The sequence below is a fragment of the Frigoribacterium sp. PvP121 genome, assembly GCF_017833115.1.
Taxonomy (GTDB): domain Bacteria; phylum Actinomycetota; class Actinomycetes; order Actinomycetales; family Microbacteriaceae; genus Frigoribacterium; species Frigoribacterium endophyticum.
The window spans coordinates 2,195,146-2,219,503 of sequence record NZ_JAFIBR010000001.1 but is presented as its reverse complement, the minus strand read 5'-3'; the positions used below and the strand labels follow the sequence as shown (position 1 = coordinate 2,219,503).

26 protein-coding genes and 1 other RNA gene are annotated in these 24,358 nt (G+C 74.6%); 11 read left to right on the top strand and 16 right to left on the bottom strand.

Annotated features, from left to right (window positions below):
- Nucleotides 1-20 precede the first annotated feature (20 nt).
- From JOE43_RS10350 to JOE43_RS10330, 5 genes are all read right to left on the bottom strand, one after another.
- On the bottom strand, nucleotides 21-308 hold the full coding sequence (locus tag JOE43_RS10350) for a hypothetical protein (RefSeq protein ID WP_209517537.1): 288 nt from the start codon (nucleotides 306-308) through the stop codon (nucleotides 21-23).
- The gene (locus JOE43_RS10345; protein ID WP_209517536.1) at nucleotides 308-568 is read right to left on the bottom strand and encodes a hypothetical protein; all 261 of its coding nucleotides are present in this window, start codon (nucleotides 566-568) and stop codon (nucleotides 308-310) included. Before JOE43_RS10345 ends, JOE43_RS10350 begins: the two co-directional genes overlap by 1 nt.
- Entirely contained in the window at nucleotides 565-2,136 is a 1,572-nt protein-coding gene (locus JOE43_RS10340; protein WP_209517534.1) for a hypothetical protein, read from the bottom strand. Before JOE43_RS10340 ends, JOE43_RS10345 begins: the two co-directional genes overlap by 4 nt.
- Nucleotides 2,137-2,151: 15 nt before the next feature.
- Nucleotides 2,152-2,496 (bottom strand): hypothetical protein, encoded by a 345-nt coding sequence (locus tag JOE43_RS10335; RefSeq protein WP_209517532.1) that lies wholly within the window; start codon nucleotides 2,494-2,496, stop codon nucleotides 2,152-2,154.
- Nucleotides 2,497-2,985: 489 nt separating this feature from the next.
- Nucleotides 2,986-3,885 carry a hypothetical protein gene (locus tag JOE43_RS10330; protein ID WP_209517530.1) on the bottom strand — a complete coding sequence of 300 codons (900 nt, stop codon included), beginning with the start codon at nucleotides 3,883-3,885 and terminating at the stop codon, nucleotides 2,986-2,988.
- Between the two features lie 69 nt (nucleotides 3,886-3,954).
- Here JOE43_RS10330 and JOE43_RS10325 point away from each other — a divergent pair, with 69 nt between their 5' ends.
- Complete coding sequence (locus tag JOE43_RS10325; protein ID WP_209517528.1) at nucleotides 3,955-4,308, top strand: hypothetical protein; 354 nt, start codon at nucleotides 3,955-3,957, stop codon at nucleotides 4,306-4,308.
- Between the two features lie 200 nt (nucleotides 4,309-4,508).
- Here the strand turns inward: JOE43_RS10325 and JOE43_RS10320 are convergent, their stop codons facing one another.
- Genes JOE43_RS10320 through JOE43_RS10305 form a run of 4 tightly spaced genes read right to left on the bottom strand, consistent with a single transcriptional unit; the run spans nucleotide 4,509 to nucleotide 6,152 of the window.
- Nucleotides 4,509-4,883: a helix-turn-helix domain-containing protein gene (locus JOE43_RS10320; protein WP_209517526.1), complete on the bottom strand. Its 375-nt coding sequence runs from the start codon at nucleotides 4,881-4,883 to the stop codon at nucleotides 4,509-4,511.
- Nucleotides 4,880-5,362, bottom strand: a complete 483-nt coding sequence (locus JOE43_RS10315) for a hypothetical protein (RefSeq protein WP_209517524.1) — start codon at nucleotides 5,360-5,362, stop codon at nucleotides 4,880-4,882. Before JOE43_RS10315 ends, JOE43_RS10320 begins: the two co-directional genes overlap by 4 nt.
- Nucleotides 5,362-5,970 (bottom strand): hypothetical protein, encoded by a 609-nt coding sequence (locus JOE43_RS10310; RefSeq protein WP_209517522.1) that lies wholly within the window; start codon nucleotides 5,968-5,970, stop codon nucleotides 5,362-5,364. Before JOE43_RS10310 ends, JOE43_RS10315 begins: the two co-directional genes overlap by 1 nt.
- Nucleotides 5,967-6,152, bottom strand: a complete 186-nt coding sequence (locus JOE43_RS10305) for an AlpA family transcriptional regulator (RefSeq protein WP_209517521.1) — start codon at nucleotides 6,150-6,152, stop codon at nucleotides 5,967-5,969. The genes JOE43_RS10310 and JOE43_RS10305 overlap by 4 nt, the downstream gene beginning before the upstream one ends.
- 95 nt (nucleotides 6,153-6,247) lie before the next feature.
- On the opposite strand from JOE43_RS10305, the gene JOE43_RS10300 reads away from it, so the two are divergent.
- The 4 genes from JOE43_RS10300 to ppgK all read left to right on the top strand — a co-directional run bounded on the left by JOE43_RS10300 (nucleotide 6,248) and on the right by ppgK (nucleotide 9,655).
- On the top strand, nucleotides 6,248-6,775 hold the full coding sequence (locus tag JOE43_RS10300) for a helix-turn-helix transcriptional regulator (protein ID WP_209517518.1): 528 nt from the start codon (nucleotides 6,248-6,250) through the stop codon (nucleotides 6,773-6,775).
- A complete protein-coding gene (locus JOE43_RS10295) occupies nucleotides 6,744-7,832 on the top strand; it encodes a site-specific integrase (protein WP_245187137.1) in 1,089 nt (362 codons plus the stop codon). Before JOE43_RS10300 ends, JOE43_RS10295 begins: the two co-directional genes overlap by 32 nt.
- A gap of 153 nt (nucleotides 7,833-7,985) precedes the next feature.
- On the top strand, nucleotides 7,986-8,849 hold the full coding sequence (gene map / locus JOE43_RS10290; protein ID WP_209517516.1) for a type I methionyl aminopeptidase: 864 nt from the start codon (nucleotides 7,986-7,988) through the stop codon (nucleotides 8,847-8,849).
- 38 nt (nucleotides 8,850-8,887) lie between these two features.
- Entirely contained in the window at nucleotides 8,888-9,655 is a 768-nt protein-coding gene (gene ppgK, locus JOE43_RS10285; RefSeq protein WP_209517514.1) for a polyphosphate--glucose phosphotransferase, read from the top strand.
- A gap of 112 nt (nucleotides 9,656-9,767) precedes the next feature.
- On the opposite strand, the gene rnpB is transcribed toward ppgK, so the two are convergent.
- The 7 genes from rnpB to JOE43_RS10250 form a co-directional block, all read right to left on the bottom strand.
- Nucleotides 9,768-10,150: RNase P RNA component class A (rnpB, locus tag JOE43_RS10280), an RNA gene on the bottom strand.
- 70 nt (nucleotides 10,151-10,220) lie between these two features.
- On the bottom strand, nucleotides 10,221-10,961 hold the full coding sequence (locus JOE43_RS10275) for a hypothetical protein (protein WP_307803326.1): 741 nt from the start codon (nucleotides 10,959-10,961) through the stop codon (nucleotides 10,221-10,223).
- Between the two features lie 65 nt (nucleotides 10,962-11,026).
- Entirely contained in the window at nucleotides 11,027-11,842 is an 816-nt protein-coding gene (locus JOE43_RS10270; protein WP_209517512.1) for a Nif3-like dinuclear metal center hexameric protein, read from the bottom strand.
- A 9-nt stretch (nucleotides 11,843-11,851) separates the two neighbouring features.
- Nucleotides 11,852-13,228, bottom strand: a complete 1,377-nt coding sequence (locus JOE43_RS10265; RefSeq protein WP_209517510.1) for a hypothetical protein — start codon at nucleotides 13,226-13,228, stop codon at nucleotides 11,852-11,854.
- A 109-nt stretch (nucleotides 13,229-13,337) separates the two neighbouring features.
- Complete coding sequence (locus JOE43_RS10260; protein WP_307803325.1) at nucleotides 13,338-14,723, bottom strand: glycosyltransferase; 1,386 nt, start codon at nucleotides 14,721-14,723, stop codon at nucleotides 13,338-13,340.
- Nucleotides 14,720-15,763: a hypothetical protein gene (locus JOE43_RS10255; protein WP_209517507.1), complete on the bottom strand. Its 1,044-nt coding sequence runs from the start codon at nucleotides 15,761-15,763 to the stop codon at nucleotides 14,720-14,722. The genes JOE43_RS10260 and JOE43_RS10255 overlap by 4 nt, the downstream gene beginning before the upstream one ends.
- A complete protein-coding gene (locus JOE43_RS10250) occupies nucleotides 15,760-16,698 on the bottom strand; it encodes a WcbI family polysaccharide biosynthesis putative acetyltransferase (protein ID WP_209517506.1) in 939 nt (312 codons plus the stop codon). The genes JOE43_RS10255 and JOE43_RS10250 overlap by 4 nt, the downstream gene beginning before the upstream one ends.
- Nucleotides 16,699-17,027: 329 nt before the next feature.
- Between JOE43_RS10250 and JOE43_RS10245 the strand changes: the two genes are divergently transcribed.
- The 6 genes from JOE43_RS10245 (at nucleotide 17,028) to JOE43_RS10220 (ending at nucleotide 24,337) form a co-directional block, all read left to right on the top strand.
- Nucleotides 17,028-19,352 (top strand): glycosyltransferase, encoded by a 2,325-nt coding sequence (locus JOE43_RS10245; protein ID WP_209517505.1) that lies wholly within the window; start codon nucleotides 17,028-17,030, stop codon nucleotides 19,350-19,352.
- Complete coding sequence (locus tag JOE43_RS10240; protein ID WP_307803324.1) at nucleotides 19,349-20,407, top strand: glycosyltransferase; 1,059 nt, start codon at nucleotides 19,349-19,351, stop codon at nucleotides 20,405-20,407. The genes JOE43_RS10245 and JOE43_RS10240 overlap by 4 nt, the downstream gene beginning before the upstream one ends.
- Nucleotides 20,395-21,243 (top strand): galactosyltransferase-related protein, encoded by an 849-nt coding sequence (locus tag JOE43_RS10235; protein WP_307803323.1) that lies wholly within the window; start codon nucleotides 20,395-20,397, stop codon nucleotides 21,241-21,243. Before JOE43_RS10240 ends, JOE43_RS10235 begins: the two co-directional genes overlap by 13 nt.
- A 30-nt stretch (nucleotides 21,244-21,273) precedes the next feature.
- Nucleotides 21,274-22,308, top strand: a complete 1,035-nt coding sequence (locus tag JOE43_RS10230; protein WP_209517503.1) for an iron ABC transporter permease — start codon at nucleotides 21,274-21,276, stop codon at nucleotides 22,306-22,308.
- A 137-nt stretch (nucleotides 22,309-22,445) separates the two neighbouring features.
- Nucleotides 22,446-23,447 (top strand): iron chelate uptake ABC transporter family permease subunit, encoded by a 1,002-nt coding sequence (locus JOE43_RS10225; RefSeq protein WP_209517501.1) that lies wholly within the window; start codon nucleotides 22,446-22,448, stop codon nucleotides 23,445-23,447.
- A complete protein-coding gene (locus JOE43_RS10220; RefSeq protein WP_209517499.1) occupies nucleotides 23,444-24,337 on the top strand; it encodes an ABC transporter ATP-binding protein in 894 nt (297 codons plus the stop codon). The genes JOE43_RS10225 and JOE43_RS10220 overlap by 4 nt, the downstream gene beginning before the upstream one ends.
- Nucleotides 24,338-24,358 lie beyond the last annotated feature (21 nt).

The window sequence follows — 24,358 nt, the reverse complement described above, 5'->3', positions numbered from 1 at the left end:
ACTCCTTCGGGTGCGGGGGGCTACCAGGTCTCGCTGGTGGTGCCGATGGTCGGCATGATCGGGCCGGCGCCCTTCGCCCGGTTGCAGCGGTGGTGTGAGGGCTTCCGGTTGCTTGGCTCGAACTCCAGCTCGGGGTGCGTCTTCACGGGGAGTACGTGCTCGAGCTCGAACGCGTCGGGCTCGTTCGCTGGTGCGTCCCAGTCGATCGTCGCCATGCCGCAGATGCAGCACGGTCGGTTCTCCTGCGACCAGCGGGACTTCTCCTCGTCGCGCATCTCCCGGTGGCGGCGGCCAGCTACACGGGGCATCAGGTGATCCTGATCTGCCCCGACTGGAGGACGGGCACCTCGGGGACTGAGGTGACCCGCACCCAGACGGTGTGCACGCCGACGGGGAGACCGGTGACGAGGATGCCGGTGCGGTCGTCGGTGAGGTCCGCGGGACGCCAGTCGGTGGGTCGCTGGTCCCCGGTGGTGGTGGTGACCTCGACACCCGCGGTGACGAGGGTCCCGTCGACGTGCACGGGGACGAGGACGATCTCGATGGACTCGCGGGGCAGGACGATCATCGGGACTCCCATCGGCGGGTGAGGGTGCTGGTCCGGTGCCGGGGTACCAGGGTGCTGGTGGACCGGCGGGGCCCGAGGGTGGCGGTCACGGTGATGTCGTGCGCTGCATCCTGGGCGCGGGCGCTGAGGGTGCCCGTGCCCGTCAGCACCGCGGTGGCCGAGACGGCCATGGTGGTGTCGGGGGTGAGGAGCCCCAGGGCAGCCAGAGCGGCCGTGCCCTGCACCGTGGGGGTCGCGGCCCCGTCGAGGTCGCCTGCGCCCGTGAGGGGCGCGTCTGTGCGGGTGGTGGGGCGTGCCGTGGCGGCGAGGACACCGAGGCCGAGGAACGCGGCGGTCGTGACCGCGAGGTTCCCCACGGTCGCCGTCAGCGTCCCCGTGCTGGCGAGGGGTGCGCGCTCGGTCACGGTCGGTGTGCCGGTGGCCGTGAGGTCCCCGTCTGCGGCGAGCGGAGCTGCTGCGGTCGTGGCCGGGCTGGTGCGCGCGGTCAGGGTGCCCGTGCCGGTGAGGTCGGCGTCGACCATCCCGCCCGTCGCGGTGTCGACCTCGAGCGCCCCAGTGCCGGTCAACGCGGCGGCCGCGGCCGTCGACGGTGTGCCGGCGGCACTCAGCGTGCCGGTCCCAGTGAGGGCGGCCGTGGTGGTCAGGGTCGGGACGGCGACGGCGGTGAGTGTGCCCGTGCTGCTGAGGGGCGCCGCGGTGGTGACGCTCGTCGTCGGGGTGGCCGTCAGCGTGCCGGCGCCCGTGGTGGTCGCGGCCGACGTCGTGCGCGGGGTCCCCACCGCGGCGAGGTTGCCCTGCGCGGTGGTGGGCGCGAACGTCGTCGTCGACGGCAATCCAGCAGCGGCGAGCGTCCCCGCCCCGGCCAGCGCCGCGGTAGCGGTCACGGGTGCGGGCGTCGGGGTGGTGCCGCCAGCCTGGCGGAACGTCGCGGAGCCGGTCTGCGCGGACTGCGGCGTCGCGCCGGTGACCGTCCACATGTTGCCCGGGGTGAACGTCGACGCCGTGGTGGTCGTCTGCGTCGCCGTGCCGAGGGTGTTCGCGGCCGTGGCGGGGAAGAGGTCGGAGGCGCTGCCGCCCGTCCACATCATCCCGATCGTCGCGGGCCCCGTGTCGAGGCGCATCGCGGTTGCCGAGTAGGTCCACGAGTTCGCGGGCGCCGTGACCGAGGGGCTGTCGACGGTGCCCATCATCGTCTGCGCGGTCGTGCTGTTCAGGCCCGTGGCGGACACGAACGGGTTGGTCGCGTCGAGGCCCGACCACTCCTCGACGACGTACCGGTACGAGGACGACGTGAGGGTCGCGACCGGGGCCGCGTCCCCGCCCGTGGCGAGGCGGTAGAAGACCCAGAGCCCGCACCAGCGGTTCGCGGCCGACGCCTTCACCGGGGCGCCGCCGACGGCTAGGGCCCACCCGGACGGCGTCGACACGGTCGGGCCCGTCGCGGCGGTGCCGTAGGCCATGATCGCGAGGATCAGGAGGTTCCCCGCGGTGGGGGCTTGGCCGTAGGTGACGGCGGTCGTGGTGCCGGAGGAGCCGGCCGTGCGCTGTGCGACGAGTGCAACTGCCACGGCGGCCCCTCCCGGTTACGACTGGGTGAAGGTGAAGGCGACCGTCATCTGCCCCTGCGTCGAGAACGACTGCGAGGTGACGGCGATCCCGTCGAGGTAGTTGCCGTTCGTCAGCGCGGAGTGCACGCCGGCGCCCGCGACCGTGGACCCGGCGGGGACGTCGAACGTGGCGGACGCCGTCGTGGCGCCGTTCGCCGCGGTGCCCCACGTCAGGGGCTTGCGTGCGTAGGCCGGGGAGCCGCCGGAGAGCTCGGTGCCGGGGTTCGCGCCGGGCACCGTGGCGTAGAGGGCGCCGAAGAGCGCGAGGGCCGCGTATCGGTCGGCGAGCGAGTTCTTCAGTGCGGTGGTCTGCAGGGCCATGGTCGCGTCCTTCGCGGTCGAGGTGGGGAGGTCCGAGCGGGGCCGCAGGTGCGCCTAGCCGATGAGGGCGGCATCGTGAGCGCTCTTCGGTGGAAACACATCAAGGGCCGTTGACGGCCCCGCTCGAAGTGGCTCGGCGCGCGCTCACCCCGGTTGCGAGGTGTGCGGTGCACGCGTCCGCGGGCCCGGGTGTCAGCCGGGGAGGCGGGAGTACACCGCCGGTGGGCGTGTGTGTGAGTGGCGCGCGCCGAAGACGAGGCGCGGCCGCGCACCACCCGAGGGTGCGCAGCCGCGCTGTGACCCGGTCGCTTCCGACAGCCGGTGGGTCTGACCGTTCCCCGCGCAAGGGCGACAGGGGAGCCGCGAAACGCCGAAACCCCCTCACTGTGGAGGGGGTTTCGGGTGATTGTCCGTGGAGCGGACGGGTTCGCTGGCGCTATCTTAAGCACAAACGGAACAGGCCGTCAACTACGCGGATTCGGTGTGTCGTCAGCGGGCCTGGGCCTGCGTCGCGGTGGGCTTCATGCGCTTCGCCCGCCACAGGGTGAGCAGGTCCTCGGTGTTCACGTACACCGTCCCGTCGGCCGTGTACGTCGGGAGGGAGCCCTCGGCGATGTACCGGTTCAGGGTCTGCTTCGTGATGTCGAGCTCGGACTGCGCCTGCCGCTTCGTCCACCACTCGGAGCGCGGGTCGGCGTGCTCCTCGCGCAGCTCGTGCAGCAGCTCCCGCACGCGGCCCTCGCGGATGAACGCGGCGGCCTGCTCGGTGTGGCCGCAGAACGAGCACACGAGCTCGAACTCGTCGACGGCGGCCTCGCCCGGCCAGGTCGCACCGAACGTGAAGCGGTCGCACACCGGGCAGGGGCGCTCGAGGACGCCGCGCTCGGGGCGGGGTGCTCGCGGGTACTTCGCCCGCAGCTTCCACACCATGTCGGCGACGTCGTCGAGGTAGGCCTGGGCGGAGGCGTGCACGACGATGCGGTCCTGGTGGGTGAGCAGCCACGTCGTGACGAGCTTCACGAGCAGCCCGGCGCCGGCGGGCGTCGTGCCGGCGCGGAACCCGTCGGGCTCGTCCTTCGCGCGCCACTTCACCTGCACGGCGACGGGGGGCTCGGTGGCGAGCTCGCGGGCCCAGTACGACACCCACTCGAGCAGTCGGGCGTAGGCGTCGTCGCTGTCGTCGACGGCGTCAGCGCGGAGCGGCAGGGGGGCGGTCTTCGAGGCGGCGCGGGGCATGCCGTCGGAGGCGCCGCCCATGGCGGGGACGACGAGGGTGCGGACGTAGGCGACCAGGCCGGCGACCTCGAGGAGGCGGCGGCGGGCGCGGGCGGCGGCGAGGTGCAGCAGGTCCTCGTCGGTGGGGGTGGTCAGGGTGTCGAGTTCGCTCATGAGCGGTCCTCCTCGAAGTGGGGGTATCCGCGGGTAGAACGACCTGTAGGTTCGCAATATCTTCGGAGGATGATTCCTGACACGATGTCCGTCGATGCTGCTGTCGGCGCCAGCGCCCTCCTCCCCGTCCTATACCTGGCCTTCACTGTTGCTGTCCATTCGCAGTTCTCCGGCCTTCGCCAGTGGGCACAGATCAGCATCGGGGAGCGTGTACTGACGGGAATCTTCGCCGTGCAGGTCCTGGGGCTTGCCCTGTTCGTGATCTTCCTCGAGTTCTCCCTCCTCCTCGTGGCGAACACGGACGGTGGGTACTCATCGGGAGCTGAGCCCCTATGGAGAACGCTGATCACCTTCTTCGTCATTTTTGCGCTGATGTCGACGTTCAGCACGTTGGTGGGCCCGAAGCGCCCCATCACTCCCTGATCGTCTCGACCTTCGGGATTCAGGGTCGCTTCGCTTGCGAAGGGGCCGTGGTCTCTTGTCACTGATCTAGTCACTGGTCTCTCACTTATAAGCGGCAGGTTCTGCCGGTTCGATGCGCGAGATCTGCCGGTTCCCACCGCGAGATCTGCCGGTGGTCGCGCGAGATCTGCCGGTGGTCGCCATCGGCAGAATCTGCCGGGTCAGCCCTGGTGCTGCTGCCACGCGGGGTCGCGCTCGCGGTACCGCTCTGGCACGTCGAGCACGTACGTGTGCCGGTACCACTTGCCGTCCCGGCGCCGTCGCCGCTTGATGGCGAACGCCGAGGCCGCGGCGAGGGTTTTCACGTGATCCTGGACCGCCCTGACGCTGAGGTGGGTCTTCTCTGCGATCGTTTCGTACGACGGATAGGCGATTCCCTCCTCTGCGTTCTCGTGCTCCGCGATGCAGAGCAGCACAAGCTTCTCCCCCGGCTTCAGGCGCACGCGCACGGGATCGTCGCCCGGCTTCGGTGTCTCCTCTGGTCGCCGCGGGCGCGTCTGCACGTCCCACGCCCAGTTGCGCGCCGAGAGGGTCATGCACGCGGGTCACCTGTCTCGAGTCCCGCCGGCCGCTCGTCCGAGCTCAGGGGCACCCCGAGCCACTCCGCGAGCCCTCGGAGGTGGCCGGGTCGCTCGGCCTCGAACGCCAGAAGTTGGTGGTCGAGGAGTGCGGTCGAGACCTTTGTGTCTACGCGCTCCTCGTTCAGGCGCTGCGCGATGAGGTAGCCGCGGCGGGTGACCTTCTCGAAAAGCTCGAAGTCGGACAAGGGCATGCTGTGGCCGCCGCCGTTGAACGTCGGGCACACGACCCACGGGCCCGTGTCATCGTCCGTGTCGACGACGACTGCCGCCTCCGCGCGCTCGCTCTCAAGGTCAAGGCGCACCTCGAATGCGATGTGGACCATGCTCGACTCGCCCTCGTCAGCGCGGTGGGTCTTGCCGTAGCCGAGGCAACCCTCGCGGGTGCACGGGTAGGGGCGCCCGGTGTTGTTTTCGAAGGGGTCTGAGTTCGTCATCACTTCTCTCCTGCCTGTTCGGCCTTGCACGCCTGCTTGATGAGTTGGGCGCCAAACCTCTTCGCCTGTGCCGCCGTGAGCGCCTTGTAGAGCTCGCGGCCCTGAGCGCGGACGTTGAGGATGACTGCTTCTCCGGCGATCGTGCCGCGCGTCACGCGCACGTCCGGGACCACCTCCGAGAGGTCCACCCCGCGGACGACGTCGGGCATGTGTCGCCGGTACGACTCGGGGTCGACACGGTCGAGCGCAGCGTCGAGGGCGTCACGTAGCGCTCGAACCTCCTGCACGCGGAAGCGGCCCGCCTGCACGAGGCCGCCGTCGATCGTGATGATGGTCGGCTGCACCTCGACCGCGTCGCTATGGACGGCCGTTACGCGCTGCGCGTCGATGAAGATCTTGTGTGTCTCGTCGGCGAACAGCTGGCCCTCATGGGTAACGAAGCGCTCGCCGTCGGTCTCAAAGCTGCTGGTCATCGTCGCCCAGGGGGTGTGCTTGTCGGTCGGGATCGGTAGGGTGCTCATGTTGTGATCGTCTCCTTGTGAGGTGGTCGTGCCCCTGCCAGGTGTTCCCGCACCGGCAGGGGCTTCTTCGTTCTCGTGGTCGGTCATGCTGAGGTCTCAGTGAACTGGCCCTCGATGTAGGCGTCAACGTCCTCCTCTCGCCACATGACGCGGCCGGCGACCTTCGCGGACTTCGGGCCCTTGCCCTCGTAGCGCATGGCGCGAATGGCGGCGGGGGTGCGACGGAGGCGTTCGGCGACCTCGTCGACGGTGAGGAGCTTCTGGGTCATGCTGTCTCCATTTCGATGTTGTGACTTACTCTGACTCGAAGTGGGTACACGATAGGCACAGACCGTAGTTGTGCGCAACACCAAACTGCAGTTAGATGCTGAACGTGTTCGTAGATGATGAGTTGATCGGCCGGAACGTTCTTCGGCTACGTGGCGATAGGTCGCAGAAGGACGTTGCCGACGCCATGCGGGAGTTTGGCTACCCCTGGTCGCAGACGACCGTCTGGAAGGTCGAGCAGGGCACTCGGTCCTTGCGTCTACACGAAGCGGACGCCCTGGCTCGCGTCCTGGGCTCAACTCGGGCGTCCCTCACGATGAGCTCGCGCGAGGCCGAGCTCGACGACGCGAACTCGAAGGTGGCCCGAGCTCACCGCTCCCTCGACGCAGCGATCGAGACCTACATCGACGCGCTCGATGAGCTCGACATGGTGCTCAAGACCCAACCAGCAGGCACCGGCCCTGTCGAGACCTCGCGCGACTGGCTCAAGCACACCCCGTCCTCCGTCGTCGCAGACGTAGAGCAGCGTCGTCAACTCACTGATGTGGCCGACATGGGGCTCGCCTTCAGCAACTTGAGGGCGGTGAGTCTCGATGGCAAGCGTCACGAAGAGACCGAACGGTAGCTGGCGGGCCCGCTACCGGGACGACCAGGGCAAAGAGCACGCGCGGCACTTCCCTCGGAAGGCCGACGGGCAGGCCTGGCTCGACAACGTCACGACGTCCCGGCTGACGGGCACCTACGTCGACCCGCGCGACTCACGCGTGACGCTCGCGAGCTTCTACGCCGAGTGGTCGCAGCGGCAGGTCTGGGCTGCCGGCACCGCGCGCGTTGTGAACATCTCCGTCCGTGACTGCAGCTTCGCCTCGATCGAGCTCGGCAAGCTGAGACGGTCGCACGTCGAAGCCTGGGTCAAGGAGATGTCCGCGCACCTGCAGCCGTCGACGATCAAGACCCGTGTGGCCAACGTGCGCACGGTCCTGAACGCCGCGGTACGCGATCGCCACCTCGCCAGCGACCCGACGGCCGGCGTAATCCTCCCCCGAGCCCAGCGGGCCGAGCACTCGATGCGGATCCCGACGCCCGAGCAGGTAGGCCAGCTGCTCGAGGCGGCCGAGCCGTGGTTCCGCCCGGTCATCGCCTTGTGCGCCTTCGCCGGCCTGCGGATCGGCGAGGCGTCTGCGGTCCAGCTCGGCGACGTCGGCTTTCTGACGCGGCAGCTGCACGTCCAGCGGCAGGTCCAGTACGAGGGCGGCGCCCCGTCCTTCACCCCGCCGAAGGCCGGGAGCGAGCGGAAGGTCGCGCTCGCCGACCGTCTGCTCATGATGCTGAGCCAGCACGTGGAGCAGGTCGGCGTCAGCGGCGCCGAGGGCTGGCTCTTCGTCGGCCCGCCCCGGCCGGGGGTGATCCGCCGCGCTTGGGTGAGCACACTCGCGGCCGCCGACGTCCCGCACACGAAGCTGCACGACCTCCGGCACTTCTACGCGTCCGGCCTGATCGCGGCTGGCTGCGACCCGGTCACGGTCCAGAGGGCCCTCGGGCACGCGTCCGCGACCACGACGATGTCGATTTACGCACATCTATGGCCCACGGCCGAAGACAAGACACGAGCCGCGGCAAACGACCTCATGGCCGCCTCGATCGATGTTCCTGCGGACCCCCTGCGGACCGGACAGGCCTGATACCCCGCGGATCCCCGCCGCTTCAGGCCCCGGCCGAGTTGTACCAGTACTCGGGTGCCATGGCAGCAGGCTACCTCCGGAGCCCGGCCCCGGGGCCGCCGGGCGCCCACCGGGTGCGCCCCGCGGACGACGTCTCCCCCTAAGGTGGACGACATGCCTCGGGACTCCCACGGACACCTGACCCCGGGCCGGATCTCAGCGCAGCGTCCGGTCCCCGCGTCGATCCCCCGACCGGAGTACGTGGGCAAGGCCGGGCCGTCGCCCTACACGGGCGGCGACGTGTACGACGCCCCGACCGTCGAGCTCATCCGCGAGAGCGGCCGGATCGCCTCGCAGGCCATCGACGCCGTCGAGGCGGCCCTCCGCCCCGGCGTCACCACTGACGAGCTCGACCGCGTCGCCCACGAGTTCCTCGTCGCGCACGGGGCCTATCCCTCGACCCTCGGCTACCGCGGCTTCCCCAAGTCGGTCTGCACGTCGCTCAACGAGGTCATCTGCCACGGCATCCCCGACGACACGACCCTCGTCGAGGGCGACCTGCTGAACGTCGACGTCACCGCGTTCAAGAACGGCGTCCACGGCGACCTCAACCGCACGATGATCGTCGGCGAGGCCCCTCAGGCCACCGTCGACCTCGTCGACCGCACCCGGGAGGCCCTGCGTCGCGGGATCAAGGCCGTCGCGCCCGGCCGACAGGTGAACGTCATCGGTCGGGCGATCGAGTCGTACGCCGCCCGGTTCGGCTACGGCGTCGTCCGCGACTACACGGGCCACGGCGTGGGCCGTGCGTTCCACTCCGGCCTGGTCATCCCCCACTACGACGCACCCCAGTACGACGACGTGATGACCCCCGGCATGGTCTTCACCATCGAGCCGATGCTGACGCTCGGCAGCGTCGACGCCGACATCTGGCCTGACGACTGGACCGTGACGACCCGCGACAAGTCGCTCACGGCGCAGTTCGAGCACACCCTCGTCGTGACCGAGCGCGGCGCCGACGTGCTCACCCTCAGCTGACCCATCCCCCGACACACTCCCCTAGGAAGGACCCACCCGTGGCACAGAAGGCAGTGGGCATCGACATCGGCGGCACCGGCATCAAGGGGGCGATCGTCGACGTCGAGTCGGGCGAGCTGCTCACCGACCGCCTCAAGAAGCCGACCCCGGCCGGCGGCGAGCCCGACGACATCGTGGCCGTCGTGAAGCAGATCGTCGAGGAGCTCGGCGTCGACGACCTCGACGTGCCCGTGGGCGTCTGCTTCCCCGCGGCGATCATGGACGGCAAGACGCTGTCGGCCGCGAACGTGTCGAAGAAGTGGATCGACTTCGAGGCCGAGCGCCTCTTCGAGACCACGCTCGGGCGCGACATCCACTTCGTCAACGACGCCGACGCGGCGGGCTACGCCGAGACCCGCTACGGCTCGGCGAAGGGCGTCCCGGGGCTGGTGGTCATGACGACGCTGGGCACCGGCATCGGCACCGCGCTCATCAACGACGGGGTCCTCATCGTCAACGCCGAGCTCGGCCACCTCGAGATCGGCGGCAAGGACTACGAGACGAAGGCCTCGTTCGCCGCCAAGGAGCGCGACGAGCTGAGCTGGAAGCACTGGGCGAAGCGCCTGCAGAAGTATTACTCGCACCTCGAGGCCCTGCTCTACCCGCGCCTCATCATCGTCGGCGGCGGCGTCTCGAAGCACCACGCGGAGTTCCTGCCGCTGCTCGACCTCCGGGCCGAGATCGTGCCCGCCGTGCTGCGCAACAACGCGGGCATCCTCGGCGCGGCGGCCCTCGCGGCATCGTCACGGCCCACGACGACCGTCTGAGCCGGCGACGACCGGGAGCGGCGACCGACCAGGCCGACCGTCGTCACGACGTGACGGAGGCCCGGGTGCGGGAGGCGTGCCTCCTGCACCCGGGCCTCTTGTCGGTCTGGGGCGGATGGGCCGGCTGATACGCCGGGTTCTGTCCCGGTGCCGAGGCACCATGGACGGCCATCTATCTCGGGACTACGTTGCCGCAGCCCTCCAGCGGTCTACCCGAGGACTCGGCGAGCCACCTCGACGTCCTCTGTCTGACCTTGCTCCGGGCGAGGTTTGCCTAGCCGGTCGGTCACCCGAACCGCTGGTGGTCTCTTACACCACCGTTTCACCCTCACCGCGGCCCCGTCTCGCGACGTGACCGTGGCGGTCTGCTCTCTGTTGCACTGTCTCGCGGGTCGCCCCGGGTGGGTGTTGCCCACCGCCCTGCTCTGTGGAGCCCGGACGTTCCTCGGCGGTCGGGAGCGAGCCCCCGACCGACGCGACCGTCTTGCCGACCCATCCGCCCTGCCACTGTAGCGCCCGCGGGAGGGGCGCCGAGCCGCCGTCGGCGCCACGGCCCCCGGGGAGGCTAGATGCCGGACTCGCTGGTGCGGACCAGGACGGCGTTGCTGTCGGGGCAGAGCACGACGTCGTACGCGCTGGCGGAGCGCACGGCGGCCAGGTCGCTGCCGGTCAGGGTGACGCCGCTGGCGCTCGAGACGCCGCCGCGGAGGAGGGAGGCGCCGATGCCGTACCGGCGACGCTGCATCTCGTAGAGGTCGAGCAGGTCGGCCGGCACCTTCTCGGCCAGCGTGGCGCGGTCGGCCTCGACCTGGCGGCGCTCGACCTCGAGCTCGCCGAGCTTCGCGTCGCGCGTGCTCCGGGCGTCGGCCCGGCGGACCTCCAGCTGGTCGAGCTCCTCGTGGGTGACCGTCGCGACGGCGCCGAGGCTCTCGACGCGCTCCATCACCTCGAGCTGCATGTCCTCCAGGTCGGAGCCCCGCTTCGCGAGGGCGGCGAGCTCCGCCTCGAGGGCCTGGACGTCCTTGACGGAGGAGGTGCTCGCGAGCCGCTGCCGGTCGCGGGCGACGCGCGCCTCGACGACGGCCACGTCGGACTCGACGCGGCGGAGCTCCGCCTGCGCGTCCTCCCAGGCGCCCTGCTCGGACGCCATGCGGCTGCGGAGGCGGTGGGCGTCGCCGTCGACCGTGGCGAGGACGGCGATCTCGGGGAGGTTCGCGGCACGGTGCGCGAGCTGCTGCAGGGTCGTGTCGAGCTTCTGGAGGTCGAGGAGCAGGGCCTGGTCGGCGGGGCTGGCTTGCAACGGCACGGGGACTTCTTTCGTCAGGGGCGGAACGGGGCGGGCGACGAGTCGCCCGGGCGGGTCGGCGGCGGCTACTGCACGACCGCGAAGTCCCAGGGGTCGGTGCGGAGGTCGCTCAGGGTGACCTCGACGTCGTGCAGCTCGCGCCGGAGCTGCTCGGCGGCCGTGTCGAGCCAGAGCCACTCGCTCGCCCAGTGCGACACGTCGACGAGGGCGGGACCGTGGCCGAGGCGCATGAGGTCGCGGGCGTCGGAGGCGGGGTGGTGCCGGAGGTCGCTCGTGACGTAGACGTCGGCGGCCCGGACGGCAGGGTGGTCGAGCAGGGAGTCGCCGGCGCCCGCGCAGAGCGCCACCGTCTCGACGACGCGGTCGGCCTCGCCGGCCACCCGGACGCCGGAGGCGGTGGGCGGCAGCACGTCGCCGAGCTGGCGGGCGAGGGCGACCAGGCTGGTCGGTCGAGGCAGGCGGCCGACGACGCCGAGCCCGGTGCCCGGCAGGGAGCCCTCCGTGATAGTCGACTGGTCGACGAGGCCGAGCTGGTGGGCCAGCACCCGCGAGGTGCCCGTGGGCACGACGTCGGCGTTGGTGTGCGCCGCGATCAGCGCGCACCCGGCCCGCTGCAGCCGGGCCACGACGGCGCCCTTGGTCGTGTCGCCGGCCAGGGTCGTCACGCCGCGGAAGAGGAGGGGATGGTGCGTCAGGAGGAGGTCGGCGCCCAGGGCGACGGCCTCGTCGACGGTGTCGAGCACCGCGTCGACCGCCAGGTGCACGTGCCGCACGGGCTGCTCGGGGTCACCGAGCACGAGGCCGGGAGAATCCCACGACTCAGCGCCCGAGAGGGGCCAGAGGCGCTCGACGACGGCGGAGACGGCTGCGAGGGAGGACACCTCGTCAGCCTAGTCGCGGGCCGCCGGGCGGACGAGGGCGACGGACGCGACCACGAACACCGCGACGAGGGCCGCGGCGACCAGGGCGACGAGCAGGCCGACGACCGGCTCGAGCGGGGCGCCGCCGAGCAGGTAGCCCTGCCACGAGAGGGCCTCCGACGAGGGGGCCAGCAGGCCGAGGCCGACGACGGCGGAGAGCACGACGGCGGCCACGACGGCGATCGGGCCCCGGGTCTCGAGCCGGGCGTCGCCCGGGCGGCGCTGCGAGGCGACGCGGAGCGCCGCGGTGGCCACGAGGCCCCCGACGACGGGCACCGCGAGGGTCGCCACGACGGCGGAGACCAGGAGGCCGGCGTCGACGAGCGTGAGCACCAGGGCGGCGAGGACGACGAGGAGGCCGACGGCCAGGCCGGCCAGGGCGAGGGGGCGTCGCGAGGGCGCGGCCACGGCGACGGGGGCGACCGGGGCGTCAGCGGCCGAGGTCCCGGCGACGACGTCGGAGGGCACGGGATCCGGTTCGGCGCGCGCGACCTCGGCGGCGGTCGTGACCGGTGCCGGGGACCCGGCGGGCGCCTCCTCGACGACCTGCGGGCCCTCGGGGGCAGGAGCGACGTCGAGGACGGGGGGCGCGGCGGCCTCGGACGAGACCGTCCGGGCGACGGAGACCTCGTCGCCCGGAACGGGCGTCAGGGGCAGGACGACGTCGATGACGCCGGTGAAGCGGAGGCGGGTGCGCTCGAGGGCCTCGGCCGCCTCGTCCGTGCCGATGCGGCCGACCTCGTCGGCCCAGCGGGCGAAGCGGGCGGCCTCCTGGCGGCGCGCCTCCATCTGGGCCTGGACGACGGCCATCAGGTCGACGGTCGCCGTGTCGTCGAGGCGTCGCTCGACCATGCGCACGAGGACGTCGTCGTCGAGCGAGATGCGCTCGGGCGGCTGCGGCAGCGAGGGGTCGACGGGCTCGGCGAAGACGGGGAGGGTGATGCTCGACGTGTCGAGGGAGTGCCGCGCGACGCTCGCGGGGCGGGGCTCGGCGGCGTCGGTCGGCACGACGTCGGCGGGCACGTCGGCCCGGTGCGACGGGACGGAGACGGGACGCGGCTCGCGCACCGGGGCGCTCGGCTCGACGACCGCCGCCGGGTCGAGGTCGGCGGGCGACAGCTCGGGGTCGACGGGCGACTGCTCCAGGTCGGCGGGGGCCTCGGGCGTCAGGGTGGGTGTCACGGGGCGGAGCTCCTGGTCGGTCGCCTCGGGCGGGGCAGTGGCCTCCGCCTCGGGCGACGTGCGGGGCACCGGCTCGACGAAGGTCGAGCGGTGCCGCTGGGGCGCGTCGTCGGCCTCGGGCACCACGATGGTGTCGCCCTCGGCCGTCCGCACGCTGTCGGTCATGGCGGGACGGTACCTCGGGCGGCACGTCGGGCCGGGGAGGCTCGCCGGTGTGACCAGCAGGAACGGCGGAGGCGCGGGGCCGTCGGCAGGCCCGTGCGGCACCTGCCCCTCAGCCCCACCCGCCGAGCCACGCCGCGAGGGAGGGCTCGCCGACGAGGGGCTCGAGGCCGTCGGCCGCGCGGCGCTCCGTCCGGAAGAGGTCGTCGCGCTCCCAGCGCGCCCGTCGCAGCTCGGCCCGCCGGGACGTGACGCGGGCGACGACGACGGGCGCGGCTCCGCCGGCCCCGTCGGCCCCGCTGCCCTCCCGCCCACCGTCCTCAGGCTCGACGGCGCACAGCTCGACCGTGCCCAGCTCGCCGACGCCGACCTCGGCCACGGCGCGGACGAGGGCCTCGCCGTACCGGACCCTCACCTCACCAGGCAGGTCGACCGTCACGCGGGCACCCGTCACGAGCTCGGGCCGCTCGGCGACCGCCGCCGCGGAGACGACGCGCGGGTCGCCGCCGACGGCCGACGCGACCTCGCTCGGGACCACGACCCGCGCCTCCGGCAGGACCGCCAGGACCGAGTCCGCCGTGAGGAAGGCACGCCCCGGCGACAGGGCGCGGCCGAGGCGGACGACGACGTCGACCGGCCCGTCGCCCCGCAGCGCCCGGGGGCGGGAGCCGGGCACGGCCACCAGCCTGCTGAGCGTGATCGTCTCGGCGTTCTGGCGCCGCTGCCGGGCCTCGTCGTCGCCGGAGCGACCGGCCCAGTCCGGGCCGTCGTGCCAGGCGACCGCGTCACGGACGTGCGCGAGCACGGCCCCGCCCCGCCACGCGCGGTGGACCCACTCCCAGTCCTCTCCCCCGTACTCGGTGAAGCCCTCGTCCCAGCCGCCGACCTCCTCGACGAGCCACCGGCTGCACGCCGTGACCGCCCCGATGACGTGGCGGTACGACCGGTCGTCGGCGTCGAGCAGGTCTCGGCTCGCCCGGTGGGCGTCGTCGAGCCAGGTCGGCGACGGGAGCTCGGCGACCGGCCCGGCGACCTCGACCGGCGCGTCGACCGGGACCCCGCCGAAGTCGGCGTGGCGACGTCGGCCCACGGTCACCACCTCCGGCGCGAGGGCGGGCAGCCGGGTCACCGCGGCGACGTAGCCCGGCTCGGGCGCCGTGTCGGCGTCGAGGAAGACGAGCACGTCGCCGGTGGCCGTCCGCACGCCGAGGTTCCGCGCCGCGGCCAGCCGGAAGCCCTCGTCGGGCTGCCGCACGAGCACGACGCCGGGCGGCACGACGGGCGCCTCGGGCGAGCCGTCGTCGACGACCACGACCTCGAGGCGGTCGGCGGGGTGCGTCTGCCGGGCGAGGGCCGCCAGCGTCCGGTCGAGCTCGGCCTGCTGACGGTAGTGCGGCACGACGACGCTGACGAGGGGCGGCTCCGCGGGGAGCTCGCCGTCGAGCAGGTCCCAGCGGTTGCCGGGCAGGCCCCGCCCCCACGGCGGCCGCGCCGTCACCAGGCCACCTCGTCGGCCCACCAGCGGACCGATGCCGCCGCGACGTCGGCGAGGCCGGGCGCCGTCACGGCCGAGGGCCCGAGCCAGGTCGAGGCGGGGTCGGCGAGGGCCGCGGCCAGGGCCGTCCCGAGGTCATCGGGGTCGACGAGGGTCAGGGTGCCCGGCCGCAGCTCGGCCATCTCGCGGGAGTACCTCGTGTCGGGCACCAGGGGGCGCCGCCCGGCCGCGATCCAGGTCGCGATCGACCCGGAGGCCGAGACGTGGCGGTGGGCCGCGACGGGCACCGTGGCCCGGCGGCAGCGCTCGAGCAGCTCGTCGTCGTCGAGGTAGCCCGTGACCTCCAGCGACGCTCCGCGGGAGGCGGCGCCGGCGACGAGCTCGGCGAGCTCGGCCTCGTGGCCCGGCGACGCGCGCCCCAGGGCCGCGACGCGCAGGGGCGACCCGGCGGCCCGCAGCTCGACGACGGCGTCGACGAGCTCGGCGTGGCCCTTGCCCGGGTAGAAGAACCCGATGACGGCGGCCGTGCCGTCGGAGGGCGGGCGCTCCCCCGGCGCGGGCGGCGCGCCGACGGGGTCGACGGCGAGGGGCAGGACGGCCGCTCGACCGCCCGCCCCGGCGAGGACGTGCTCGTCGAGCAGCAGCGCCTCGTGCCGGCTGTTGCAGACGACGCCCGCCGCCACAGCGACCACGCGCCGGTAGCACTCGGCGCGCCGCGGGAGGTTGCGCTCGCCGTCGGAGGGCTGCGGGAGGTCGTGGAGGGTGACCGTGAGCGAGGTCCGGCGCGCGAGGTCCTCGACGCGGTCGGCCGCCTCCTCGGGCGACCCGCCCCAGAGCCGGTCGGTGAAGTGCAGGTGGGACCGGGCGGGAGGCGCGGTGCCGGTGAGCGCGTCGGGCCCGACCGCGAGGTCCCACCCGACGAGGGCCGCCACGGCCGCCGCGACGCCTCGTGCGTAGTTCGAGACCCCGTGCTCGGGGTCGTCGGTGACGACGAGGGCCGGGAGGCCCGGGGAGTCGGTCGCCGACGACGCGGAGCCGCTCACGACAGGCCCAGCAGGCGCAGCGCGTCGGCGTGGCGGGCGAGCGCCGCCGTCACGACCTCGGGGTGGTCGGCGTACCAGGCGAGGTGCGCCTCCTCGACCTCCGCCGCCTCGACCCGGCGGCCGCCGACGAGCCAGTGGTCGGTGGGCGCCTCCTCGAGGCCGAACGCCTCGACGACGGCGGCCTCCCGGGGCGCGTGCACGCTGTCGAGCAGGGGGCGCCCCGGGTCGACCTCGTGCTCGGGCAGGGCGAGCCGACGACGCACGCGCTCGGCGAGCGACCGCCACACGGGGTTGCCGGGGTGGTTCAGCGTGCGCATCTGCGCGAAGGAGGGGCTGTCGAACAGGTCGGAGACGACGACGGCGTCGTGGGCCTCCTCACGCCGGCGCAGCTCGCCCCGGGAGAGCTCGGCGACCGCGCGCACGGCCTCCGGCCGGAGCGGGGGCAGCGGCGGGGGCGCGTCGACGGCGCCGCCGAGGGCCGCGGCCCGCACGACGAGCCGGAGGTCGTGGTACTCGACGACGGGCGGCACCAGCGACGCGTCGCTCGGGGGCCGGACGATGGCGTGGGCCGGGTAGAGGCCCGCGAAGCGGATGACGGGCACCCGCACGACGCGGGCGCGCTCAGGCAGCGCCGCCGCGAGCTGCGCCGTGCCGAGGGGCAGGCCGTGGTAGTCGTCGCGGACGGGCTGCGAGACCAGCAGCTCCGCCCGGCCGAGCCAGCGCGCGAGGTGCGGGAGGTCCGTCGCGACCAGCTCGTGGACCGCGGGCGTCCGCACCGTCCGCAGGCCGCCTCCCTCGAGGGCGATGCGGAGCGACTCCGCCTGGCAGTTGCCGACGACGAGCGCGACGGCGCCGTCGCCCTCGGGCTCGCTGAGCCCGTAGAAGTCGCCGTAGTGGCGGGTGCGGCCGTCGACGACGGGGGTGGTGGTGGTCACGAGGGGGTCGCCTTCCTGCCGGCGACGGTCGTGGCGGGCTGCCCCAGCTTGCCGGGTCCAGGGCCCTCCCGCCCGTCGCGGAGCAGAGGGGTACAGGCACACAGGGCCTGGGAGCCTCCCGAGGACTAGCGTCCGTGGAGGCCGCTCCCATCGGCTGACCCCCTCCTCGACACCGACCGGCCCCCGGACGTCAGCAGGGTCCTGCGGACTCGTCCGCCCCGCCCCAGACGACACGCCGAGGAGGCACGATCATCGATCCCCTGAACGACCGGGTCGCTCCCCCGCAGCCGCTGCTCCGGGTCGCGTCCGTCCCCGCCGCCCACCCCTACGTGCGCGCCCTCGACGCGCCGGACCGCCCCGCCACGGTCGTCCGCCTGGCCGACCCGGCCCCGGCCGGCGCCGGCCCCGGCCAGTGGTGGCCCCCGGTCATGGTCGACGCCGGCTGGATCCGTGCGCACGCCGACGAGTTCGACCTGCTGCACGTCCACTTCGGCACGGAGTCGTTCACGCTCGAGCACCTCGCGGGCGTCGTCGCCGCGCTGCGCGAGGTCGGCAAGCCGCTCGTCTACACCGTCCACGACCTCGAGAACCCCCAGCTCGTCGACCAGGGCGACCACGACGCCCAGCTCGACCTCCTGGTGCCCGCCGCGGACGTCGTCCTGACCCTCACGCCCGGCGCGGCCGCCGAGGTGGCCCGGCGCTGGGGGCGCGAGGCCGTCGTCGTCGCGCACCCCGACCTGCTCCCCCTCGACGCGGAGGCGCCCTCCGGCCGCGCGTCCGACGCCCTGGTCGTCGGCACCGCCCTCCGCGACCTGCGGCCCAACATCGACGCCGTCCGAGCCGTCGAGACGCTCCTGGCCGCGGCCGAGCTGCTGCGCCGCGACGGCACCGACGTCGTCGTCCGCGTCGACCTCAACGAGCGCGTGCGGGACGAGGAGGCGCGCGCCCGGGTGGCGGCGCTGGTCGCGGCGGACGCCCACGCCGTCCTCGACGTGCACCCCCGCCTCTCCGACGACGAGCTCGCCGCGTCGCTCGCCGACCTCGACGTGGCGGTGCTGCCCTACCGGCACGGCACCCACTCCGGCTGGGTCGAGCTCTGCTGGGACCTCGGGGTGCCCGTCGCCGGCCCCCGCGTCGGCTACGCGGCCGAGCAGCACCCCGACTCCTTCGCGACCTTCGACGCCGGCGACCCCGCCGCGCTCGCCGAGGCGCTCCGCGCCCTGACCGACGACCCGGGAGCCCGCCCCGGCAGCCCCGCGCGGGCCGAGCTCGTGGCGCGTCGGCGCCTCGTGCGCCGCGTGCAGCGACGCACCCTGGCCGCCGTCCACGACGAGGCCTACGCCGCGGCGGTCCGCTCGGCGGACGGGCGGACGGGCGGCTCGACGCCGCCGCCGCGGGCCGCGTCGGACGGCGCACCGCACGAGGGCCCCTCCGGCCGGGACGGAGAGCCCCTCCGCATCGCCGTCGTCGCGCCGCTGCGGTACCCCATCCGCCAGCCGCACGCGGGCGGGCTCGAGTCGTCGGTGTGGAACCAGGTGCGGACCCTCCGGGCCCGGGGCCACCACGTCGTGCTCTGCGCGCCCGAGGGCAGCGACTTCCTGGCGGGCGGCCCCGCCGAGTTCACCCTGCCCCCCGTGGTGTGGGACGACCCGGCCGAGGCCACCGACACGACCTACCCCGCCGGCTACCTGGAGCGGGCCCTGCCCGCCCTCGACCGGGCCCTCGCCTGGGTCGCCGACCACGCCGACCAGTTCGACGTGGTCGAGAACCACAGCCTGCACGGCCTGCCTCTCTCGTGGGCGGGCCGCCTCGGCGTGCCCGTCGTGTCGACGCTGCACACCCCCACGCTGCCCGACCTGCTCGAGCACCACGCCCGGGGGCCCGAGCCGCGCAGCTCGTTCCTGGCCGTGAGCGACCACACCGCGCGGGAGTGGCGGGCGGCCGGCGTCGAGTCGCTCGTGCTGCCGAACGGCGTCGACACCGACCTGTGGCCCCTCGGGCCGGGCGGCGACGACCTCGTCTGGTCGGGGCGGCTCGTGCCCGAGAAGGGCGCCGACCTGGCGATCGCGGCCGCCCGCCTGACCGGCCGGCGGCTCGTGCTCGCCGGCCGCGTCGGCGACGCGGCGTGGTTCGAGGAGGCCGTCGAGCCCCACCTCGGCGACCGGGTCCGCTACGTCGGCGAGCTCGACCAGCACAGCCTCGCCGATCTCGTGGGCCGCAGCGCCTGTGCCCTCGTCACGCCCGTCTGGGAGGAGCCGTTCGGGCTCGTCATCGCCGAGGCCCTCGCCGTCGGCACGCCGGTCGCGGCCTTCGACACCGGCGGCGTCTCCGAGGTCGTCGGCTCGTCGGCCGGGGCGGGCCTCGTCGCCATGGGCGACGCCGCCGCCCTGGCCCACGTGGCCGAGGGGCTGGCCGCGCAGTCGCAGAGCACCCCGGGCTTCCGGGCGCGCATCCGCGAGGACGCCGTCGACCGGCTGTCGCTGCGGCACCGCGCGGGCGTGCTCGAGGGCCTCTACCGGTCGCTCGTCGAGACCCGGGGCGGCGCGTCGAGGCCGCCGTCGTCCTCGCCGGTCGACACGGCCGACGCGGTCGACACGGCCGACGCGGTCGACGCGGCGGCCCAGGCCGGCGCCGCTGCCCGGGCCGACGCGTGAGCGACGCCCTGCCCCTCGTCGGCTGGTACGTGCACCACCACGGCGCCGGCCACGTCACGCGCTTCACGGCCGTCCGCCCGCACCTCGCCGCGCGGGTGGTCGTGTTCAGCAGCTTGCCCGCCCCCGCCGGCCTCCCCGCCGACACCGAGTGGGTGCTCCTGCCGCGCGACGACGGGCCCGTCGCCTCCCGCTCGGGCGACGGCGCCGACCTCGACCCCCGCGACGCCTCCCCGACCGTGCGGGGCCTGCTCCACTGGGCCCCGTTGCACCACCCGGGCCACGCTGCCCGGCTGGCGGCGATCGCCGGCTGGGTCGGCGAGCACCGGCCCGCGGCGTTCGTCGTCGACGTCTCGGTCGAGGTCGCGCTGCTCGTGCGCCTCCTCGGCGTGCCGCCCGTCGTCGTCACCCAGCCGGGCGACCGCTCCGACGAGCCCCACCTCCTCGCCCTCCGCGCCGCCGAGCGGGTCCTCGCGCCGTGGGCGCCGGGCCTCCACGCCTCCCCCGCCCTCGACGTCGCCGCCGACCGCGTCCGGACGGTGGGGGGCATCTCCCGCTTCGCCGGTCGACCACGAGCGGTGCCACGCGCGGCCCCGACGGGCCCGCGCGTGCTGGTGTTGCCCGGAGGGGGCGAGGGAGGCGCGGGTCGTCTCGCCGACGACGTCGCGCGCGCCGAGGCGGCCACGCCCGGCACCTCGTGGACGCTGCTGGGCGGCGACGCGGGCTCGTGGGTCGACGACCCCTGGGAGCTCCTGTCGACGGCCGACGTCGTCGTGACGGCGGCCGGCCAGAACAGCGTGGCCGACCTCGCCGCCGCCGGCGCCCGGGCCGTCGTCGTGCCCCAGGACCGCCCGTTCGACGAGCAGGGCGCGACGGCGCGCCTGCTGGCCGACCGCGGCCTCGCCGTCGTCGTCGACGGGTGGCCGGCCGACGAGGCGTGGCCCGCCCTCCTCGACCGGGCGCTGGCGACGACGCCCGACTGGTCCACGTGGCAGGTCGAGGGCGCGCCCGCCCGGGCCGCCGCCGTCGTCGCGGAGGTGGCGTCGTGGCAGCGCTGACCGTCGCCGTGACGCTGTGCTCGGAGGCGCGGCTCGGCCACCTCAGGGCCCAGCGGGTCCGCCTGGCCCGACTGGCGCCTCCGGTGCCCCACGTCGTCGTGTGGCTCGACGAGTCCCCGGCCCCGGAGGGCGCGGGCCTGGAGCACGCCGTCGTGGTCCACGTGCCGCCGGGCCCGGACGGCCTGCGGCTGGCCGAGGGCCGGAACCGCGGCGCCGCGGCGGCACGGGCGCTCGGGGCGAGCCTGCTCGTCTTCCTCGACGCGGACTGCGTGCCCGGGCCCGACCTCGTCACCGGCTACGAGGCCGCGGCGGCCCGGCACCCCGGCGCCCTGCTCTGCGGCCCTGTCACGTACCTGCCCGAGGGCGCGAGCCTCGCCGAGCTCGACCGCGACCCGGCGGGGCTGACGCGCCCGCACGCGGCCCGGCCCGCGCCTCCCGCTGGCCGCACGGTCATCGCCCGCGACGGCGACCACCGGCTGTTCTGGTCGCTCTCGTTCGCGCTCGACGTCGACACCTGGGCCCGTGTCGGCGGGTTCTCGTCGGAGTACGAGGGCTACGGCGGCGAGGACACCGACTTCGCGTTCGCGGCGCACGCGGCGGAGGTGCCGCTCGTCTGGGTGGGCGGCGCGCACGCCTACCACCAGTGGCACCCGACCTCCTCGCCGCCGTGGCAGCACCTCGACGACATCCTCCGCAACGGTCGCGTGTTCGCGGAGCGCTGGGGCAGCTGGCCCATGGAGGGGTGGCTCGCCGCCTTCGAGGAGGCCGGGGCGATCGAGCGCCGCGGCGGGGGCTGGGCGCGCGTGGCCCCCGAGCCGACCGGACAGCTGGCCTGACCCGAGGTGAGGGTAGGCTAACCTCACCTGGTGACCTCGTCTGCTCCTGCCCTCACCGACCCCGGCGTCGGTGCTGCCCGACGGGCCGCCCCCCGGGGCGTTCTGCTCCTCGTCGCCCTGGTCGTCGTCGTCGCGGCGAGCCTCGCGCTCGGCAGCGCCGTCCTCTCGCCGGCCACCGTCGTCGGCGCGCTCCTCGACCCCGCCCGCGACGTCGGGGCCGTCGTCTGGGGCTCCCGCGTGCCCCGGACCGTCCTCGGGCTGCTGGTGGGCGCCTCCCTCGGCCTCGCGGGCGCCGTGATGCAGGGCCAGACGCGCAACCCCCTGGCCGACCCGGGGCTCTTCGGAGTCTCGGCGGGGGCGAGCCTCGCCGTCGTCGTCGGCGTGTACGTGCTCGGCACGAGCTCGGTCGTCGCGACGCTCTGGCTCGCGCTCGTCGGCGCCGTCGTCGCGAGCGTCGTCGTCTTCTCGGTCGCCGCCCTCGGTCGCGGCCTCGCGAGCCCCGTGCCGCTCGCGGTCGCGGGGTCGGCGGTGTCGGCCCTGCTCGTGGCGCTGACGTCGTTCCTCGTGCTCTCCGACGAGACCACGCTGGCCGCCTACCGCATCTGGGTCGTCGGGTCGCTCTCCGGCCGCTCGCTCGACGCGGCCGGGCCCGCCGTCGCCGTCGCCGTCGCCGGCGCGGCCCTCGCGGCGGTGAACGCCCGGTCGCTCGACACGCTCGCCCTCGGCGCCGACCTGGCCCGCGGGCTCGGCGAGAGCCTCCTCCGGGCGCGGCTCGTGGGGCTCGGCGCCATCACCCTGCTGACGGCCGCCGCGGTGGCGGTCAGCGGGCCGATCGGCTTCGTCGGGCTCACCGCACCGCACCTGGCGCGCGCGCTGGTCGGGGGCGGTCACGCCCGGCTGCTGCCGGCCTCGGCCCTCGTCGGCGCGGTCGTCCTGCTCGCCTGCGACGTCGTCGGCCGACTGGTCGGCGGGACGTCCGAGCTCTCGGTCGGGGTGGTGCTCACGGTGCTCGGCGGGGCGGCCTTCGTCGCGATCGTCCGCCGTGGGACGGCGGCCGCGCTGTGAGCCGGCTCGACGCCCGCGCGCCCGCCGTGAAAGGCGGCCCCGCGTCCACGCCTCCGGCGCCCGCCGACCGGGTCGCGTCCGGGGCCGAGGCCGGGACTCGGGCACCGGCACGGCCTCGCACCGTCGGCGGGCCCCGGGTGGCCGCCGCCACGGCGGGGTCGCTGCTGGTCGTCGTCGCCCTCGCCCTGGTGGGGCTCGCCGCGGGGTCGTCGTCGCTGGGGGTCGCCGACGTCGTCCGCACCCTCGCCGGAGGCGGCACGCCCGCCCAGGAGCTCATCGTGCTCGACCTGCGCCTGCCCCGGGTCGCCGGGGCGCTCGTCGTCGGAGCGTGCCTGGGCCTGGCCGGCGCCCTCACGCAGACCTTCGCGCGCAACCCGCTGGCGACCCCCGACATCCTCGGCGTCACCTCGGGCGCCGGCCTCGGCGCCGTCGCGGCGATCGTGCTGGCCGGGGGCGGGTACTCCGTGACGGGAGGGCTGCTCAGCGTGGGCGTCCCGGCGGCCGCGGTCGCCGGGGCGCTGGTGGCCGCCGTGGCGGTGTACGCGCTCTCGTGGCGGGGCGGCGTCGACGGCTACCGCCTCGTGCTCGTCGGCATCGGCGCGACCGCCGCCCTCGGCGGGCTCACGAGCTGGCTCGTCGCCCGCGCCCGGATCACCGACGCCGCGGCGGCCAGCCAGTGGCTCGTGGGCAGCGTCTCGGGCATCTCGTGGGCGAGCGTCTGGCCCGCCCTGGCCGTGTTCGCCGTCGTCGCCCCGCTGGCGGCGACGCAGACGAGGGCGCTCGACGTCAGCCAGCTGGGCGACGACCTGTCGCGGGGGCTCGGCGTCGCCGTGCAGCGCCACCGGCTCGTCGTGCTCGCCTGCGCCGTGCTGCTGACCGCCGCCGCGGTGTCGGCCGGGGGGCCGCTCGAGTTCGTCGCGTTCGTCGCGCCGCAGCTCGCCCGGCGCGTCGCCGGCACGGGCCGCCCGCCCCTCGCCGCCTCAGCGACGTTCGGGGCGCTCGTCGTCGTGGCCGCCGACCTCGCCACCCGGACCCTGCTGCCCGGCGAGGTGCCCGTGGGCATCGTCACCGCCGTCGTCGGCGCCCCGTACCTGATCTGGCTGCTCGTCCGCCACCGTCGAGAGGACCGACCCGCATGACCGACCCCACCCGCGACTCCCCCGCCTCCCCTGCCCGCGACTCCAGCGCCCCCGCGCTCGGCGCCCGGGGGGTGACGCTCGGCTACGACCGGCGGATCGTCGTCGACGGGCTCGACCTGTCGATCGAGCGCGGCACCGTCACGACCCTGATCGGCGCGAACGGCAGCGGGAAGTCGACGGTGCTGAGCGCGCTCGGCCGGCTGCTGTCGCCGGTCGCCGGCACGGTCGAGCTCGACGGCGAGCCCCTCCGCTCGCTGCCCGGCAAGGCGGTGGCGCGGCGACTGGCCGTCCTGCCGCAGAAGCCCCTCACCCCGTCGGCGACGACCGTCCGCGACCTCGTGTCGCGGGGGCGACACCCGCACCAGAGCCTGCTGCGCCCGTGGACGCCCGCCGACGCGGCGGCGATCGACGACGCCCTCGACGCGACCGGTCTCCGCGACCTCGCGGGGCGCGACGTGGGGTCGCTCTCCGGTGGGCAGCTGCAGCGTGCGTGGCTCGCGCTCGTGCTCGCGCAGCAGGCCGACGTGCTCCTGCTCGACGAGCCGACGACCTTCCTCGACCTGGCCCACCAGCTGGAGATCCTGCGGCTGGTCCGGTCGATCAACCGGCGGCGCGGCACGACGGTGGTGATGGTGCTGCACGACCTCACCCTCGCCGCCCGGTACTCGGACCGGCTCGTGGTCGTGGGCGCCGGACGGGTGCTGGCCGACGGTGCGCCGTGGGAGGTCCTGACTCCCGAGCTCCTCCGGGAGGCGTTCGACCTCGACGCCGTGGTGCTGACCGACCCGACGAGCGGCGCCCCGCTCGTGGTGCCGCGCGACCCCGACCTCGACCCCGCGGGCGAGCCCGACCTCGCGGGCGCCGGCGGCACCGGTGGCGCCACAAGGTAAGGGTAGGCTAGCCTTACCTCT

Bases quoted from the DNA above. Each gene is read 5' to 3' on its own strand.
- JOE43_RS10350 (WP_209517537.1), bottom strand. From the start codon at position 308: ATGCCCCGTGTAGCTGGCCGCCGCCACCGGGAGATGCGCGACGAGGAG.
- JOE43_RS10345 (WP_209517536.1), bottom strand. From the start codon at position 568: ATGATCGTCCTGCCCCGCGAGTCCATCGAGATCGTCCTCGTCCCCGTG.
- JOE43_RS10335 (WP_209517532.1), bottom strand. From the start codon at position 2,496: ATGGCCCTGCAGACCACCGCACTGAAGAACTCGCTCGCCGACCGATAC.
- JOE43_RS10330 (WP_209517530.1), bottom strand. From the start codon at position 3,885: ATGAGCGAACTCGACACCCTGACCACCCCCACCGACGAGGACCTGCTG.
- JOE43_RS10325 (WP_209517528.1), top strand. From the start codon at position 3,955: ATGATTCCTGACACGATGTCCGTCGATGCTGCTGTCGGCGCCAGCGCC.
- JOE43_RS10320 (WP_209517526.1), bottom strand. From the start codon at position 4,883: ATGACCCTCTCGGCGCGCAACTGGGCGTGGGACGTGCAGACGCGCCCG.
- JOE43_RS10315 (WP_209517524.1), bottom strand. From the start codon at position 5,362: ATGACGAACTCAGACCCCTTCGAAAACAACACCGGGCGCCCCTACCCG.
- JOE43_RS10310 (WP_209517522.1), bottom strand. From the start codon at position 5,970: ATGACCGACCACGAGAACGAAGAAGCCCCTGCCGGTGCGGGAACACCT.
- JOE43_RS10305 (WP_209517521.1), bottom strand. From the start codon at position 6,152: ATGACCCAGAAGCTCCTCACCGTCGACGAGGTCGCCGAACGCCTCCGT.
- JOE43_RS10300 (WP_209517518.1), top strand. From the start codon at position 6,248: ATGCTGAACGTGTTCGTAGATGATGAGTTGATCGGCCGGAACGTTCTT.
- JOE43_RS10295 (WP_245187137.1), top strand. From the start codon at position 6,744: ATGGCAAGCGTCACGAAGAGACCGAACGGTAGCTGGCGGGCCCGCTAC.
- map (WP_209517516.1), top strand. From the start codon at position 7,986: ATGCCTCGGGACTCCCACGGACACCTGACCCCGGGCCGGATCTCAGCG.
- JOE43_RS10265 (WP_209517510.1), bottom strand. From the start codon at position 13,228: ATGACCGACAGCGTGCGGACGGCCGAGGGCGACACCATCGTGGTGCCC.
- JOE43_RS10220 (WP_209517499.1), top strand. From the start codon at position 23,444: ATGACCGACCCCACCCGCGACTCCCCCGCCTCCCCTGCCCGCGACTCC.